Source organism: Caballeronia sp. AZ1_KS37 (assembly GCF_023631165.1).
Taxonomy (GTDB): Bacteria; Pseudomonadota; Gammaproteobacteria; order Burkholderiales; family Burkholderiaceae; genus Caballeronia; species Caballeronia zhejiangensis.
In genome coordinates this window covers 12,707-26,528 of record NZ_JALQDP010000031.1, presented here as the reverse complement: position 1 = coordinate 26,528, position 13,822 = coordinate 12,707, and the positions used below count along the sequence as shown (strand labels likewise).

Below are 13,822 nucleotides of genomic sequence, written 5' to 3'. Positions count from 1 at the left end.
GCGTCAATCCTTCGGAAAGGGCTTGCTGACGAATTTCGAACCGGCAAGCCCGAAACGCCACGGCACGTCCATCGCCTTGCTGATGCCGATGCGCGGTCCTTGAACGATCGCGCATTCTTCCTCGGGCGGCTCGATATGAAACGGCGCTTCGAGCAGCGACATGCCATTGTTCTTGTGCGTGATGCCGAGCGCCTGCGCGACGCGGCCCGGTCCCGAGCACAGCAGTTTGATCGGCGCAAGGCCGCGCCGCTCGCGCATTTCATCGATGCCGACGAGCGGTTCGATCGCGCGAATCAGCACGCCCGCGCCATGACCGGCTTCGCGGCACACGAAATTCATGCACCAGTGAATGCCATAAGAGCGATAGACATAGACATGCGCGGGCGGCCCGAACATGGCTGCATTGCGCGGCGTCGGACCGGAGAAGCTATGCGAGGCCGGATCTTCGCGGTCGTACGCTTCCGTTTCGACGATGCGGCCGCCGATACCGTCGACGGTCACGATCGCGCCGATCAGGCGTTGCGCGACGATCTCGGACGGCGCGTAGAAATCGATGGGTTTGGGCTTCGTGTTCACAAGCGGTATTCTAGCCGCGCCCCGTAGCAGATCCTCAAGCTCAGGAGACGCCGAATGAAGACTTCGTGGTTTCTCAGGTTCTCGAATGCGCTCGCGCAATTAGCGGGCCGCGCATCGACCTTCGTCATCGCCGTGGTGCTCGTGATCGTCTGGGCCGTCTCGGGACCGCTCTTTCACTTCAGCGATACATGGCAGCTCGTCATCAATACGTCGACGACGATCGTCACTTTCCTGATGGTGTTCTTGATCCAGAACACGCAGAACCGCGACACCGCAGCGATGCAGATCAAGCTCGACGAACTGATTCGCGCAATCGACAAGGCGCATAACGCGCTGCTCGATCTCGAAGAGCTCGATGAAAAGGAACTTACGGTTTTTCGCAAGCGTTATGAAAAGCTCGCGCAAGAAGCGCGCGATAATTTCCGCTCGGCAAGCAGCGATATCGACATGCCTTCTTTTCCACAAGACGAGAAGCGCGATGGATAAAGCTTGCATGGAAAGGCATGAAAGAGGGGCCCTTGGATAATAATCTTGCGAGTTGCGCAAACTGCGTGACAAAAGCAGGTAATAAAAGGTAATCTTGCGTTTTCGCGGCGGCGCGGTTCGCGCTGCGCCGCGCGCTTGGCTCCGGATCGCTCAGGTTTTGTCGAGCCGTTTCTTACGAGCGCATTTCGCCAGACATCAGTAAACGGTTTCTCTAAAGTTTGCGGGATCTGCTTAAAACGATAGGGCGCCCGTCTTGTCGATTGGTTAAAAATAAAAAAAGAAAAAATCCACTCTCTAAAGTATTTCGGATTGTTGCCGACAAAGGGCGCGCGCATCGTTTTTCTAAACCTCGGAAAGAGGCCATTTCAGGCTTTAATTCGCGAAGTTATTCCTTCCCAAAATGGCTAGGATGGGTCCTGCCCGGTATTCCTTTTGCCGGGCCCACACCTACCTAAACCCTTGAAGGAAAGAAAAATGCGCAAACTGATGAAGGCATTCGTGCGCGATGAGCGCGGCGTCAGCGCGATGGAGTATGCAGTCCTGGCCGGCATCGTCGTGCTGGCGCTCGGCGCGATGGCGAGCACGTTCAGCACCAGTGTCAGCTCGATGTTCTCGAGCCTGTTCAGCAAGGTCTCGTCGGCACAAAGCACCGGTAGCGGCAGCTAAAGGGCTCGCGCCCACACAACAACGAGACCAACGTGCAGCTCTTGTCTCTTGCCATCCGCCTGATCGTGCTCTGCGTGCTGCTCTGGCTCGCGGTCATCGACGTGCGCTCCCGACGCCTGCCGACCAAAATCGTGCTGGTCGTCGGGGCGCTCTTCTTTGCCGACGCGCTGGCGCGCCGCATGCCGGTCGACGATGTCATCGTGCATCTGCTGCTCGCGATTGGCGTATTCCTGGTCTGCGCCGTGCTGTTCGCGGCGAAAATGCTGGGCGGAGGCGATGCGAAACTCGCCTCCGTGATTTTTCTCTGGGCCGGACTCGCTTTGTCCTTGCCCGCCTTAACCCTGATTTCCGTGATCGGGACCGTCGTGTCCCTCATCAGCCTCGCGACGCGCCACATGGCCCCCGTGCAACGGTTCATGCCCATGAAAGCGCTCGCGATGTTCTCCGGCGCGCGCGGCGTTCCGTACGGCGTGGCCCTCGCGCTCGGCGGCGGTCTCGTGATCGTGCTGCCGGCGCTCATGCCTTTCTTTGCGATCCGATAGGACGGCGCGCTCATGTCCAACATCATCAAGTTCGCCATGCTTCTGATCGGCGCGCTGCTCATCGCGCTCATCGTGCGCGTCGTGGTCGCGAGCGCTTCGCGCCAGGCCAATCAGCCCGTGACGACCGAGAAGGTGCAGGTGAGCGCCGCTGATCTGCCCCAAGGCCTGCTTCTGCGCGACGAAGACCTCGCGTGGAAGGCGATGCCCGCCAACCAGATTCCGCCCAACGCGATCATTTCGGGCGCGCAGAACGCGCCCGACCTCAAGGGCGCGCTGCTGCGCCATCCGGCCGCGAGCGGCGCGGTGCTGACCGCGGCCGATGTCTTTTTGCCGAACGCACCCGGCTTTCTCGCCGCGACGCTCAAGCCCGACATGCGCGCCGTGTCCGTCGCGGTCGATGACGTCTCCGGCAACGCAGGTCTGATTCAGCCGGGCGATTACGTCGATCTGTTGCTGACGCAGCAAATGGAGCGCCGCACCGATTCGCCGGACATGGCCGTATCGAGCGAAACCGTGGTCGAGCACGTACGCGTGCTGGCCGTCGGCTCGGAGATCAAGCGGCCCAAGAACAACGGCGACAGCAGCGAGCCCATCGCGCGCGCCCGCACCGTGACGCTCGAAGTGACGCCGCGCATGGGCGAGGTCGTCGCCGTGGCGGCGCGCCTCGGTTCCCTTTCGCTCGCGCTGCGCAGCTTCGCGACCGACAAGCGCGATCCGAACGCATCGGCGACTGCGGCGGCGCCTGCATCGTCCGCGCAGCACGCGCCGATCTGGGCCGGCGACATCTCGCGCGCCGTCCGCGATCTGCCGCGCTCGCGCCAGACGCAGGTCAGCGCGCCGGTTCGCGTGGCGGCGCCCGCGCGTCCGGTCACGATCTATCGCGGATCGGAGAAGGGCGAAGCCGGTGCGACGGTCGCGCAGGTCGGCGGATCGTCGGACGCCGCGCCGCCGATTCCCAGCGTGCCGGCCCGATGAGCATCGTCCGCCGCGGCCGAACGCGGCGCCGATATGGAGCAGCAGCATCAAGTCACGGCAGCACAGTGCCAGGATCGAATCTCATGAGAACGCAGTTGGACTTCAGCAGCATCGAAAGACGGAGCGCGCGAACCGTGCGGAACGCACGAATCGCGCTCGCGTGCGCCGGCGCGCTGCTGGCGGGGTCCGTAGCGGCGGCGCAGCCGGTCATGTCCACGAAGCCCGGCGATGACGCCGCGCCCGCCATGCAGCTCGCGCAGCAGACTCGCGTGCGCGCCGCGGCGTCTGCGCGGACCGCGCTCGCCGCGCCGGCGGACGCCGCCGTCACGCTCGGCCCGCTTACGCTCGACGCGGGCAAGGGCACGATGCTGCGCCTGCCCGAGGATGCGACTTCGGTGTTCGTGGCCGACCCGTCGATCGCGGACGTGCATGTGCCTTCGCCCAAGACCGTGTTCGTGCTCGGCAAGAAGAACGGCACGACGACCTTGTATGTGCTCGGGCCGGGCAACAAGACGCTGCTTCAGCGCACCGTGGTCGTCGCGCGCGACATGCTCTCGGTGCGCAACATGCTCGCCGCGCGCTTTCCGAACCTGAACCTGCAGACGAGCTCGGGCCAGGGCTCGCTGCTCGTCTCCGGCCAGGTGCCGACTTCCAGCGATGCCGATGCGATCGTGCAGGCGCTGACGCCGTTTCTCGCCGACAAGGAAGTGCTCATCAACCGCCTGACGGTGGACCGTCCGCTGCAGGTGCAGTTGCGCGTGCGCATCACGGAAGTGGACCGCAACGTGACGCAGCAGCTCGGCATCAACTGGCAGGCGCTCGGCAATTCGGGCAACTGGCTCGGCGGGCTCTTCGCGGGCCGCGCGATCCAGAATCTGAGCCAGCCGATCGTCGGTTCGAACGGCGGCGTCGTGTATCCGATCAACCTGCCGTCCAACAACGCGTTCTCCGTTCTCGCGGGCTTCAAGGCGGGCAATACGGACATTCGCGCGCTCATCGACGCACTGAATCAGGAAGGCCTGCTCACCGTGCTCGCCGAGCCGAATCTCGTCGCGATGTCCGGCCAGACCGCGAGCTTCCTCGCGGGCGGCGAGTTTCCGATTCCCGTCTCGCAGACCAACGGCGCGATCTCGGTCGAATTCAAGCAGTTCGGCGTCAAGCTCGACTTCACGCCGACCGTGCTCAACGAACGCCGCATCAGCCTGAAGGTGCGCCCGGAAGTGAGCCAGATCGATTCGACCGCGAGCGTGACGACCGGCGGCGTGACCGTGCCGGGCCTCTCGGTGCGCCGCGCCGATACGACCGTCGAGCTGGCGAGCGGCCAGAGCTTCGCGATCGGCGGGCTGTTGCAGAGCAATACCACCGACATCGTTTCGCAGATTCCCGGCATCGGCTCGATTCCGGTGCTCGGCAAGCTGTTCTCGTCGTCGAATTACCAGAACAACAAGACCGAGCTGGTCATCATGGTGACGCCGTATCTCGTCGAGCCGACCGATCCCGCGAAGCTGCGTTCGCCGCTCGATTCGCTGATCTCGCCTTCGAGCGACGTCGAATACAGCTTCCAGCGCAAGGCGGGCGCGCAGCCGTCCGCATCCGAACCGCGTCTCGTCGGCGCGGCGGGCTACGTCTACTGAGCGCCCAGCCATGAAACTCGCACTTCGCCCGACCCGCGTCTCGACCCTCGCCGTGCTGCTCGCGCTCGCGTGCGGCCTGTCCGGGTGTTTCCACCCGCCGCGCAACATGCCCAACGAATCGGTGATCGGCTATGACGGCACCGGCGCCGTGCCGCCCGATTGCGCGGCGCTCTCGCGCCCGCCCGTTCTCTCCGATGCCGGCAGGCAGCGCCCGTCGATGCAATGGGGCTGCGCGACCTACACGAATCTCGCGGCGCAGCTCGCGCGTCCGGCCGATATCGTCGCGCCGCAGCCGCTCGGCCCCGCCGACGGCGCGACCGCCGCCAGCGCGATGCGCCGCTACGAAACCGGCCACGTCCTCCAGCTCGACAAGTCGTCGACGCGCGATTCGAACTAGCGCCTTCACGGACCGAGAACATGAGCACCACCGAGATCAGCTTCTTCAAAGGCAAGCAGGGCGTCCGGATCGCCGACTTCATCGCGTTCGTGGCGGACCGCAAGACCGAGCAGGTCCTGAAGAGCTTCGTGCTCGAACAGGCGATGCCGCACGTTCACATCGCCGTCGGCAACGTGGACGACGCCATCGCGCATCTGTCGAAGATCGAGCGATCGCCGCTCTTTCTGCTCGTCGATCTGGAAGGATCGGTGATGCCGCTCTCCGACCTCGGCCGTCTCGCGGAAGTGTGCGAGCCCTCGGTGCAGGTGGTCGCGATCGGGGAGCGCAACGACGTCGGCCTGTTCCGCAGCCTGCTCAAGATCGGCGTGCGCGACTATCTCGTCAAGCCGCTGACGGTCGAGCTGCTCAAGCGCACCGTCAACGTCTCCGAGGGCAAGGTGAGCCCGGTGACGCTCGCGCGCGCCGGCAAGACCATCGCGTTCGCGGGCGCGCGCGGCGGCGTCGGCGTGACGACGCTCGCGCTCAATCTCGCGCGTTATCTCGCCGAGGACACGCATCGCCGCGTGGCGTACGTGGACCTGAAGATGTGCGGCGGCGCCGCCAACAGCATGCTCGGCACGCAGAGCAACAACGGCCTCGTCGACGTGCTGCAGAACGTGCATCGTCTCGATCCGCAATATGTCGAACGCACGCTGGTCTCGAACGGCAGCCGCCTGTTCATCCTGTCGGCGGATATCGACTACGGCACGACGAAGCAGTTCGAGCCGGGCGCGCTGCGCCGCGTCGTCGAGCTTCTGTGCGACAGCTTCCACTACGTGATTCTCGATATCGGCGATCCGAACGGCCCGCTCGCCGCCGAAGCCTTCGATCACGCGTCGCGCGTGTATCTCGTCGCGGACCGCTCGGTGCATGCGACGCGCGAGACGATCCGCATGCTGCGCTACATCGAGGATCGCGACAACAATCCGCCGACTTCCGTGGTGCTCAACAATCCGAACGCGGCGGCCGCAGGGAAGGTGCAGCAAACGGATTTCATGACGGCGATCGGCCGCACCGTGCTGCACGAAGTGCAGTTCGAGCCGAAAGCGCTCGCGACCGCCGAGAACCTTGGCGAAGCGCCGGTCGAGCGCGCGCAGAACGGCTTCACGCAGACTATCGCGCGCATCGCCAATGACCTCACCGGCCAGCACGCGACGGTCGAGCGCTCGTTCCTGAGCAAGTTCAAGCTCCGGAGGGCGTGATGTTCGGGCAAAAGCAGGTGCGCGCGGAGCCGCCGTCCGATTCCCGCGACGGCGCGAACGGACAGCCGCAAGGTGAGGCGCCGCCGCTTTCGCTCGTCGAGAAGCAGGCCGCCGCGCCCGCGCCTACGCCCGTGCGCTCGCAGCAGCCGGACGGCAACGAAGCGCTCGTGCGCTCCGATCTCTTCAAGACGATCCGCGCGGGCGTCTTCGCGGCGATGAATCCGTCGGCGGCCGTCGGCAAGACGCGCGAGCAGATGAAGCCCGCGGTCGAAACGCTGGTGCTCGATGTCGCGGAGCGCGAGCGCCTGAACGTCACGATCGCGGAGCAGGTGCAGATCGTCGGCGAGCTGCTGAACGACATGTTCGGTCTCGGCCCGATCGAACCCTTGCTCGCCGATGAAACCATCACCGACGTGCTCGTCAACGGTCCCGATCAGGTCTGGGTCGAGCGGCACGGCCGGCTCGAACTGACCAACTGCAAGTTCCGCGACAACGCGCACGTCGTCAACGTCGCGCAGCGCATCGCGGCGGGCGTCGGACGTCGTGTCGACGAAAGCAGTCCGATGGTCGATGCGCGTCTCGCCGACGGCAGCCGGGTAAACGTCGTGCTGCCGCCGCTCGCGATCCACGGCGCGTCGATCTCCATCCGCAAGTTCTCGAAGCGCAACATCACGCTGCATCGCATGGCGACGCAGGGCAACCTGTCCGCGCAAATGGCGACCGTGCTCAAGCTCGCGAGCACATGCCGCCTCAACATCATCGTGTCGGGCGGCACCGGGTCGGGCAAGACGACGCTGCTCAACGCGCTGTCTCATTTCATCGGCCACGGCGAGCGCACGGTGACGATCGAGGATGCGGCCGAACTGCAACTCGTGCAGCCGCACGTCGTGAGTCTGGAGACGCGGCCGGAGAATGCCGAAGGTCTCGGCGCCGTGACGCAGCGCGATCTCGTGCGCAATGCGCTGCGGATGCGCCCGGACCGCATCATCCTCGGCGAAACGCGCGGCCCCGAAGCGTTCGACGTGCTGCAGGCGATGAATACCGGCCACGACGGTTCGATGACCACGATCCACGCGAACACGCCGCGCGACGGCATCACGCGTCTCGAATCGATGGTGATGATGGCGAACGGCAACCTGCCGCTCTTGTCGATCCGCCGTCAGATTGCGAGCGCCGTGCATTTCATCGTGCAGATCGAGCGCATGCGCGACGGCATGCGGCGCGTGACGCGCATCACCGAGCTCGTCGGCATGGAAGGCGACGTCATCATCACCCAGGATCTGTTCACGTTCCGCTACGACGCGAGCGCCTACAGCGAAGAAGTGAAGGGCGTCTTCGAAACCGCCGCCGTGCGTCCGGCCTTCGCGCAGCGCGCCGCGTACTACGGCCTCGAAGATGCGCTTCTGGAAGCGATGAAGCCATGAACCTCGTCAATCTCATCACCGTCGCTTCGTTCGTCTGCGTGATGCTGCTCGGCGTGATGGTCGTCATCGTGCAGGACATGCGCAACAATCAGCCGCCGTCGCGCATCCGCCAACGCATGCAGACATCGTTCGCCGGGCGCGGCGCGAACGTGGCGAAGGCCAGCAAGCACGATCTCGACATCTTCCACGTCAATCGCCACGAGAACGCTTTCACGCGCTGGACCGGGCCGCGCCTCGCGCGCCTGCGCACGGTCGCGGGCGCGAACGGCCTTCGTATCGTGATCGTCGCGACGCTCGCGGGCGAGCTCGTCGCCGTCATCGTCAACCGTTTCGCGCCGATGCCGGATTTTCTGCCGCCGCTCGTGTCGATCGGCCTGCCGGCGCTCGCGCTGACCCAGTCGTACCGCTTTCTCGTCGAGCGTTTTCGCAAGCGCTTTCTCGACGGCTTCCCCGATGTCATCGACATGATCGTGCGCGCGGTGCGTGCGGGCGTGCCCGTGACGCAGGTGATCGGCAGCGCGGCGAGCGAATGCCGCGAGCCGCTCAAGAGCGAGTTCCAATTGATGGCCGATTCGCTGCAGGTCGGACTCGATCTGGAAGAAGTGCTCGCGGTGGCGATGCGGCGCATCGAGATCGCGGATTTTTCGTTCTTCTGCGTATGTCTGCTGCTGCAGCGCGAAACCGGCGGCCAGCTCGGCGAGACATTGGAAAACCTGTCGGGCATCGTTCGCACGCGCCGCGAGATTCGCCAGAAAACCAAGGCGCTGACGGGCGAGGCGCGCATCACGACGAAGATTCTCGCGGCGATTCCGGTTGTCATCATGGGATCGATGTACGCGCTCAACCGCGACTATCTGATGGTGCTGTTCAACACCGATTCGGGTAACAACGTGCTCACGTTCGGCGTGATTTCCATCGTCGTGGGCCTGATCGTGATCGGCAAGATGTCGAAACTCGATACCTCGCGATGAACCAGAACCAGTTCGAAACGCTCATCAATCTGCTGATGCTGTTCGGCCTGTTCGCCGCGCTCGCCATCTGGTGGATGACCAAGCACGGCGGCACGCGCGGGCGCATCGCGGAGCGCGCGCGCATGGCCGCGGCCACGCACCGCTCCGACAACGTCGCGACGGACGACGACGGCGATACCATGACGCGCGGCGAGCGCGTGATGCGCCGGCTCGCGCGCATCGGCGACAAGATCCCGTTCTTCGATGCGAAATATCGGCTCAAGCTGCAGAAGGAAATGGTGCGCAGCGGCTATCGCAGCAACCTCGCGGTGTCGATCCTGCTCGCGGTGAAATTCTTCTGCGGGCTCGCCTGCGCGGCGGCCACCGTGATGCTCGGCTCGCGCATTCCGATGGTCGGCGCGTATCCGGCCGCACGCGGCATCGCGATGCTGATGGTGTTCATCGTCGGCATGATCCTGCCGGAGTACGTTGTCGCGTTCCGGGCGTCGCGCCGCCGCAAGATGATGGCCGGCTGCCTGCCCGATGCGCTCGATCTGCTCGTCATTTGCACGAACGCGGGCAACAGCCTGGGCGTGTCGATCCGGCGCGTGGCCAACGAGCTGAAGACGATCTGCCCGCCGCTCTCCGACGAATTCGCGCTCGCCGCCGACGAGCTCAAGCTATCCGGCGACAGCACGCGCGCGCTCAACAATCTCGCCGAGCGCATCGATCTGCCGTCGATTCGCGCGCTCATCTCGACGCTCACGCAGTCGATGCGCTACGGCACGCCCATCACGCAGGCGCTGCGCACGCTGTCGCGCACCGAGCGTCTCGCGCATATCGTCTCGCTCGAAGAGAAGGCCGCGAAGCTCGCGCCGAAGATGGTCGTGCCGATGATGCTGTTCATTCTGCCCGCCATCATCTCGATCGCGGCGGGCCCTGCCGTCATTCAGTTGCTTGCGTTCATCGCGGGAAATAAATGAAGCCATCCTTCCAACGCACCGCGCGTATCGCGGCACTCGCCTCCATGCTCGCACTCGTGCTGGCCGCCACCGGCTGCACGACCACCGTGCGCCAGGCGACCGAAACGCGCCCCGTGCTGCGCAACTCCGCGCCGAGCACGATGAGCGAACTGCGCATCGCCGACACGGCGCTCGAATCGAACAACTTCGAGCTCGCGACTTCGCTGTACGAGAAGATCGTGCAGGCCGATCCGAAGTCCGTGCCCGGCCTGACGGGTCTCGGCAACACGCTGTACGGCGTCGGCGATTTCACGCGCGCGGGCGTCTACTATCAGCGCGCGAGCCAGATCGATCCGAAGGCGACGCCGCCGCTCATCGGCATCGCGCGCGTGGCGATTCATCAACGACGTTTCGCCGACGCCATCGCGACGTATCATCGCGTGCTCGCGATCACGCCGAACGATCCGCTCGCCTGCGCGGGCCTCGGCGCGGCGCTCGATCTCTCCGGCGATCACGCGCACGCGCAAGCGCTGCTGCGCGAAGCGCTGATCGCGAATCCGGGCGATCCGATGCTGTCGCTGAATCTCGGTCTTTCGCTCACGCTGTCGGGCGATCCGCGTCAGGGCGCGAACGTGCTGCTCGACGTGACGCGCTTTCCCGCCGCGCCGCCGCAAGCGCGCCAGAATCTCGCGCTCGCGTACGGCCTGCTCGGCAACGATGAAGCCGCCGCCGCGATCCTGTCGCGCGATCTGCCGAAGGCGTCGGTGCGCGACAACCTGCGTTACTACGAACTGCAGCGCGAGCGCGACGGACAGACGAGCGCGCAGCCGTCGAAGAGCGTCGCCGTCTCCGCGATCGCGACGCCCAAGGTCCAGACGGCGAGCGTGAAATGATCTTGCGCGCGCGGTCGCTCGGAAACCGCCGCTTCTGGAAGCGCATCGCGCGCGACGAGCGCGGCGTATCGGCGATCGAGTTCGCGATCGTCGCGCCGGTGCTGTTCATCCTGATTCTCGGCACGGTCGAAGTCGCGCTCGACATGATCGTCGACGCCTCCGTGCAATACGCGGCGCAGCAGGCCTCGCGCGCGGGGCTCACGACGACCGATCCGTCGAGCGGCACGCGCAGCCAGGAGGCGGCGCGCATCGTCAACAACATTCTCGGCGGCTGGAAGAACATCAACGGCACCGTCGATATCAAGACCTACGCGTACGACTCGTACAACGATATTTCCGCAGGCAACTACGAGGACACGATGGGCGGCTTCGGCGATGTCGTGCTCTACCAGATCACGGTGACGATGCCGACCTTCTCGGGCATTCCGAAGCTCTTCGGCATCAACTCGATGACCTTCCAACGCAACTATCTCGTGCAGAACGAAAAATGAAGCCCGTCAGCGCAACGATGCGATCCCTGTTCGCGGCGGCCGTCACGCGACGCGCGCGCTCGGTGTCGAAACGGCTCATGCGCTCGGAGCGCGGCGCCGTGACGATCGAATTCGTGATCGTCGTGCCCGTGATGCTGCTGATCCTGCTCGGCTTCACCGAGCTGTATCTGTACATGCGCGCCGTGAGTCTCGTCGAGCATACGGCGTTCACGCTCGCGGATTCGATCGGCCAGATGAGCAACGTCATCGACGACACGTCGGACAAGAACAACGCGACCAACGCGAACAGCCTCACGTCGATATGGGCGGCGGCGGTCACGCTCGCGCAGCCGAACACGCTCGACAGCAAGGGCGGCGTCATCATCACGGCGATCTGCGACCAGAATGTGAACTGCAATTGCACGCAGATGGGCGGAACGCTCGCGCAGACCAAGGGCACGCCGGCGATCATGTGGAGCGCGAAGCCGAAATGGCAGCCGACGGGCATGACGTCGAGCGTCACGGCGACGAAGGTCGTGCCGAGCAACTGGCCGTTCCGCTACGGCGATTCGGCGGTGGCGATCGAAGTCTTCTACCGTTACACGCCGTTCTCGATGACCGCGCCGTTCTGGCGCAGCGCACCGGGCGAGACGACGATCTACGAGCGTGTCTTCGTTCGTCCGCGCAACGGGCAGGTGCTGGCGCTCTCGAACCCATCCTCGACCTTGTCGACATCGCAATGCGAAAGCAGCACGGCCCTCTGAGCGCGCGCAGCGCGCGCAATCTGGTGTGCGGCGACGAGGGCGCCGTCACGATGATGTTCGCGATCTGCGCGAGCATGATGATCGGCTCGATGTGCATGGCCATCGACTCGATCCACTACGAAATGACGCAGGCGCGCATGCAGATGGCGCTCGACGTCGCGACGCTCTCGGCGGGCGCGGATCTCGCGCACTACGACACCACCAAGCCCGCCGATCTCGCCAACTGGAAGACCGACGCGCGCGCGTTCTTCGACGTCAACATGCCGTCCGGCTATCTGTCGCTGAACATGCCCAACGCGAATTTCTCGGCGTCGGTGACGGGCGCGCCCGCGACGGGGCAGACCATCAAGCTCTCGGCATCCGGCTCGATGCCGCTGCTCGCGCCGGTCTTCTTCGGCAAGGCCAAAACGGACACGGGTTCCGACAGCGGCAACAACCAGACCAATCCCGACACGGCGACCGTCAGCGCGAGCAACGCGGCGCTGCGCCTGCCCAAGAGCACGCTCGAACTGGTGATGGTGCTCGACAATACCGGCTCGATGTCCGACTACGCGAACACCAAGGACTACACGGCGGGCACGAAGATCACGGGCTTGCGCGCGGCCGCGCAGAATCTCGTCACCAGCATCTTCCAGTCGTCCACGACCGATTCGTATGTCGGCCTCGTGCCGTTCACGACGATGGTCAACGTGAAGAATGCGTTGCAGCCCACCGGCAAGTGGATCACGCCGCTGTTCGACAACTACAACGCCCAGCATATGTCGATGACCGCCAGCAAGAACTGGAAGGGTTCGGGCTGGGGCGGCTGCGCGGTCGAGCCGCGCGACGCGGGCGGCAACCTGCGCGCGGAGGCCTACGAGCCGGCGTCGTCGCCGAACTTCAGGCCCTTCTTCTGGAACGTGCCGAAGAACAGCTTCTCGGTCTACACGTACACCAAATCGACGAAGAACAAGATCACCACCTGCACGATCAACAGCAATCCGACCGTCACGGTCGGCGCGCCGCTCACGTATCTCACGAGCGGCAGCGTGACGACTTCGTGCGGTACGACATACTCGGGCGCAACGCCGCCCGCGATTTACGACCAGTGGTACGTCAATTCGAGCAGCAATTCGACTTCAACCACGACCTACGATCAGAACGGCAATACCAACTACGGCACCAACGGTCCGTGCAACATCGCGCCTGCGCTCTTTCTCACGAAGAGCCAGAGCGATCTGACGACCGCCATCACCAACATGAAGGCGGCCGGCTCGACGCTGATCCCGACCGGTCTCCTGTGGGGCTGGCGCATGCTGAAGTCGTCGTGGTCGGACAATGTGGCGGGCGCGGGCAACGGCTTCATTTCGACCGACACGTCCTTGCCGCGCCCGGAGACGACGCAGGGCTTGCAGCGCGTGGTCATCGTGCTGACGGACGGCGAGAACGATCCGGGCGGATCGACGGGCTTCATGCCGCCGCAAGCATTCAACGGATTGTCGGGCGTGGGCCGCGCGGATCTGACGTCGAGCACGGTGTTCCCCAAAGGCCCCGGCTCGATGGGCTCCGTCGACGACATCAATACGTACCAGCTCGCGGTGTGCTCGGCGATGAAGCAGGACGGCATCATCATCTATTCGATTACGTTCGGCACTTACGGAACGGATACGGCCAGCGTGAGCGCGCAGACGACGATGCAGAACTGCGCGAGCCCCGGCAACTACTATCACGCGCCGAGCAACACGACGCTCAATCAGATCTTCCAGCAGATCGCGGGCAATCTCGGCGTGCTGCGTCTTACGCAGTAAGGTTTTCGGGCGAGGCGGGCACGCACGTTGCTCGCTTCGTCAGGGCAAGTCCACT

General features: G+C 64.7%; 15 protein-coding genes. 14 read left to right on the top strand and 1 reads right to left on the bottom strand.

What is annotated here, in order from left to right; genetic code table 11:
* Positions 1-3 precede the first annotated feature (3 nt).
* Positions 4-576: a DNA-3-methyladenine glycosylase gene (locus tag NCS00_RS18875; RefSeq protein WP_008352911.1), complete on the bottom strand. Its 573-nt coding sequence runs from the start codon at positions 574-576 to the stop codon at positions 4-6.
* Positions 577-630: 54 nt separating this feature from the next.
* On the opposite strand from NCS00_RS18875, the gene NCS00_RS18870 reads away from it, so the two are divergent.
* The 14 genes from NCS00_RS18870 (at position 631) to NCS00_RS18805 (ending at position 13,767) form a co-directional block, all read left to right on the top strand.
* Entirely contained in the window at positions 631-1,062 is a 432-nt protein-coding gene (locus NCS00_RS18870; protein ID WP_008352912.1) for a low affinity iron permease family protein, read from the top strand.
* A gap of 474 nt (positions 1,063-1,536) precedes the next feature.
* Positions 1,537-1,728: a Flp family type IVb pilin gene (locus NCS00_RS18865; protein WP_250440720.1), complete on the top strand. Its 192-nt coding sequence runs from the start codon at positions 1,537-1,539 to the stop codon at positions 1,726-1,728.
* Positions 1,729-1,760: 32 nt separating this feature from the next.
* Complete coding sequence (locus NCS00_RS18860; protein ID WP_350029726.1) at positions 1,761-2,270, top strand: A24 family peptidase; 510 nt, start codon at positions 1,761-1,763, stop codon at positions 2,268-2,270.
* Between the two features lie 12 nt (positions 2,271-2,282).
* The gene (cpaB, locus tag NCS00_RS18855; protein WP_250440718.1) at positions 2,283-3,245 is read left to right on the top strand and encodes a Flp pilus assembly protein CpaB; all 963 of its coding nucleotides are present in this window, start codon (positions 2,283-2,285) and stop codon (positions 3,243-3,245) included.
* Between the two features lie 245 nt (positions 3,246-3,490).
* Positions 3,491-4,879: a type II and III secretion system protein family protein gene (locus NCS00_RS18850; protein WP_409017617.1), complete on the top strand. Its 1,389-nt coding sequence runs from the start codon at positions 3,491-3,493 to the stop codon at positions 4,877-4,879.
* Between the two features lie 10 nt (positions 4,880-4,889).
* Entirely contained in the window at positions 4,890-5,276 is a 387-nt protein-coding gene (locus NCS00_RS18845) for a CpaD family pilus assembly lipoprotein (RefSeq protein ID WP_250440716.1), read from the top strand.
* 20 nt (positions 5,277-5,296) lie between these two features.
* The gene (locus NCS00_RS18840) at positions 5,297-6,517 is read left to right on the top strand and encodes a CpaE/TadZ family protein (RefSeq protein WP_008352922.1); all 1,221 of its coding nucleotides are present in this window, start codon (positions 5,297-5,299) and stop codon (positions 6,515-6,517) included.
* Positions 6,517-7,941 (top strand): TadA family conjugal transfer-associated ATPase, encoded by a 1,425-nt coding sequence (locus tag NCS00_RS18835; protein WP_250440715.1) that lies wholly within the window; start codon positions 6,517-6,519, stop codon positions 7,939-7,941. Before NCS00_RS18840 ends, NCS00_RS18835 begins: the two co-directional genes overlap by 1 nt.
* On the top strand, positions 7,938-8,912 hold the full coding sequence (locus tag NCS00_RS18830; protein WP_008352924.1) for a type II secretion system F family protein: 975 nt from the start codon (positions 7,938-7,940) through the stop codon (positions 8,910-8,912). Before NCS00_RS18835 ends, NCS00_RS18830 begins: the two co-directional genes overlap by 4 nt.
* Positions 8,909-9,874 (top strand): type II secretion system F family protein, encoded by a 966-nt coding sequence (locus NCS00_RS18825; RefSeq protein WP_175979507.1) that lies wholly within the window; start codon positions 8,909-8,911, stop codon positions 9,872-9,874. The genes NCS00_RS18830 and NCS00_RS18825 overlap by 4 nt, the downstream gene beginning before the upstream one ends.
* Positions 9,871-10,746 carry a tetratricopeptide repeat protein gene (locus tag NCS00_RS18820; protein WP_250436025.1) on the top strand — a complete coding sequence of 292 codons (876 nt, stop codon included), beginning with the start codon at positions 9,871-9,873 and terminating at the stop codon, positions 10,744-10,746. Before NCS00_RS18825 ends, NCS00_RS18820 begins: the two co-directional genes overlap by 4 nt.
* A complete protein-coding gene (locus NCS00_RS18815; protein WP_008352927.1) occupies positions 10,743-11,237 on the top strand; it encodes a TadE/TadG family type IV pilus assembly protein in 495 nt (164 codons plus the stop codon). Before NCS00_RS18820 ends, NCS00_RS18815 begins: the two co-directional genes overlap by 4 nt.
* Positions 11,234-11,980, top strand: coding sequence for a TadE/TadG family type IV pilus assembly protein (locus tag NCS00_RS18810; protein WP_239294390.1), 747 nt, complete (start codon positions 11,234-11,236; stop codon positions 11,978-11,980). Before NCS00_RS18815 ends, NCS00_RS18810 begins: the two co-directional genes overlap by 4 nt.
* Entirely contained in the window at positions 11,956-13,767 is a 1,812-nt protein-coding gene (locus NCS00_RS18805; RefSeq protein WP_250440714.1) for a TadE/TadG family type IV pilus assembly protein, read from the top strand. The genes NCS00_RS18810 and NCS00_RS18805 overlap by 25 nt, the downstream gene beginning before the upstream one ends.
* Positions 13,768-13,822 lie beyond the last annotated feature (55 nt).

What these genes read in the sequence shown, in the direction of transcription:
- NCS00_RS18870 (WP_008352912.1), top strand. Translation starts at nt 631, where the DNA reads ATGAAGACTTCGTGGTTTCTCAGGTTCTCGAATGCGCTCGCGCAATTA.
- NCS00_RS18865 (WP_250440720.1), top strand. Translation starts at nt 1,537, where the DNA reads ATGCGCAAACTGATGAAGGCATTCGTGCGCGATGAGCGCGGCGTCAGC.
- cpaB (WP_250440718.1), top strand. Translation starts at nt 2,283, where the DNA reads ATGTCCAACATCATCAAGTTCGCCATGCTTCTGATCGGCGCGCTGCTC.
- NCS00_RS18850 (WP_409017617.1), top strand. Translation starts at nt 3,491, where the DNA reads ATGCAGCTCGCGCAGCAGACTCGCGTGCGCGCCGCGGCGTCTGCGCGG.
- NCS00_RS18845 (WP_250440716.1), top strand. Translation starts at nt 4,890, where the DNA reads ATGAAACTCGCACTTCGCCCGACCCGCGTCTCGACCCTCGCCGTGCTG.
- NCS00_RS18840 (WP_008352922.1), top strand. Translation starts at nt 5,297, where the DNA reads ATGAGCACCACCGAGATCAGCTTCTTCAAAGGCAAGCAGGGCGTCCGG.
- NCS00_RS18835 (WP_250440715.1), top strand. Translation starts at nt 6,517, where the DNA reads ATGTTCGGGCAAAAGCAGGTGCGCGCGGAGCCGCCGTCCGATTCCCGC.
- NCS00_RS18830 (WP_008352924.1), top strand. Translation starts at nt 7,938, where the DNA reads ATGAACCTCGTCAATCTCATCACCGTCGCTTCGTTCGTCTGCGTGATG.
- NCS00_RS18825 (WP_175979507.1), top strand. Translation starts at nt 8,909, where the DNA reads ATGAACCAGAACCAGTTCGAAACGCTCATCAATCTGCTGATGCTGTTC.
- NCS00_RS18820 (WP_250436025.1), top strand. Translation starts at nt 9,871, where the DNA reads ATGAAGCCATCCTTCCAACGCACCGCGCGTATCGCGGCACTCGCCTCC.
- NCS00_RS18815 (WP_008352927.1), top strand. Translation starts at nt 10,743, where the DNA reads ATGATCTTGCGCGCGCGGTCGCTCGGAAACCGCCGCTTCTGGAAGCGC.
- NCS00_RS18810 (WP_239294390.1), top strand. Translation starts at nt 11,234, where the DNA reads ATGAAGCCCGTCAGCGCAACGATGCGATCCCTGTTCGCGGCGGCCGTC.
- NCS00_RS18805 (WP_250440714.1), top strand. Translation starts at nt 11,956, where the DNA reads ATGCGAAAGCAGCACGGCCCTCTGAGCGCGCGCAGCGCGCGCAATCTG.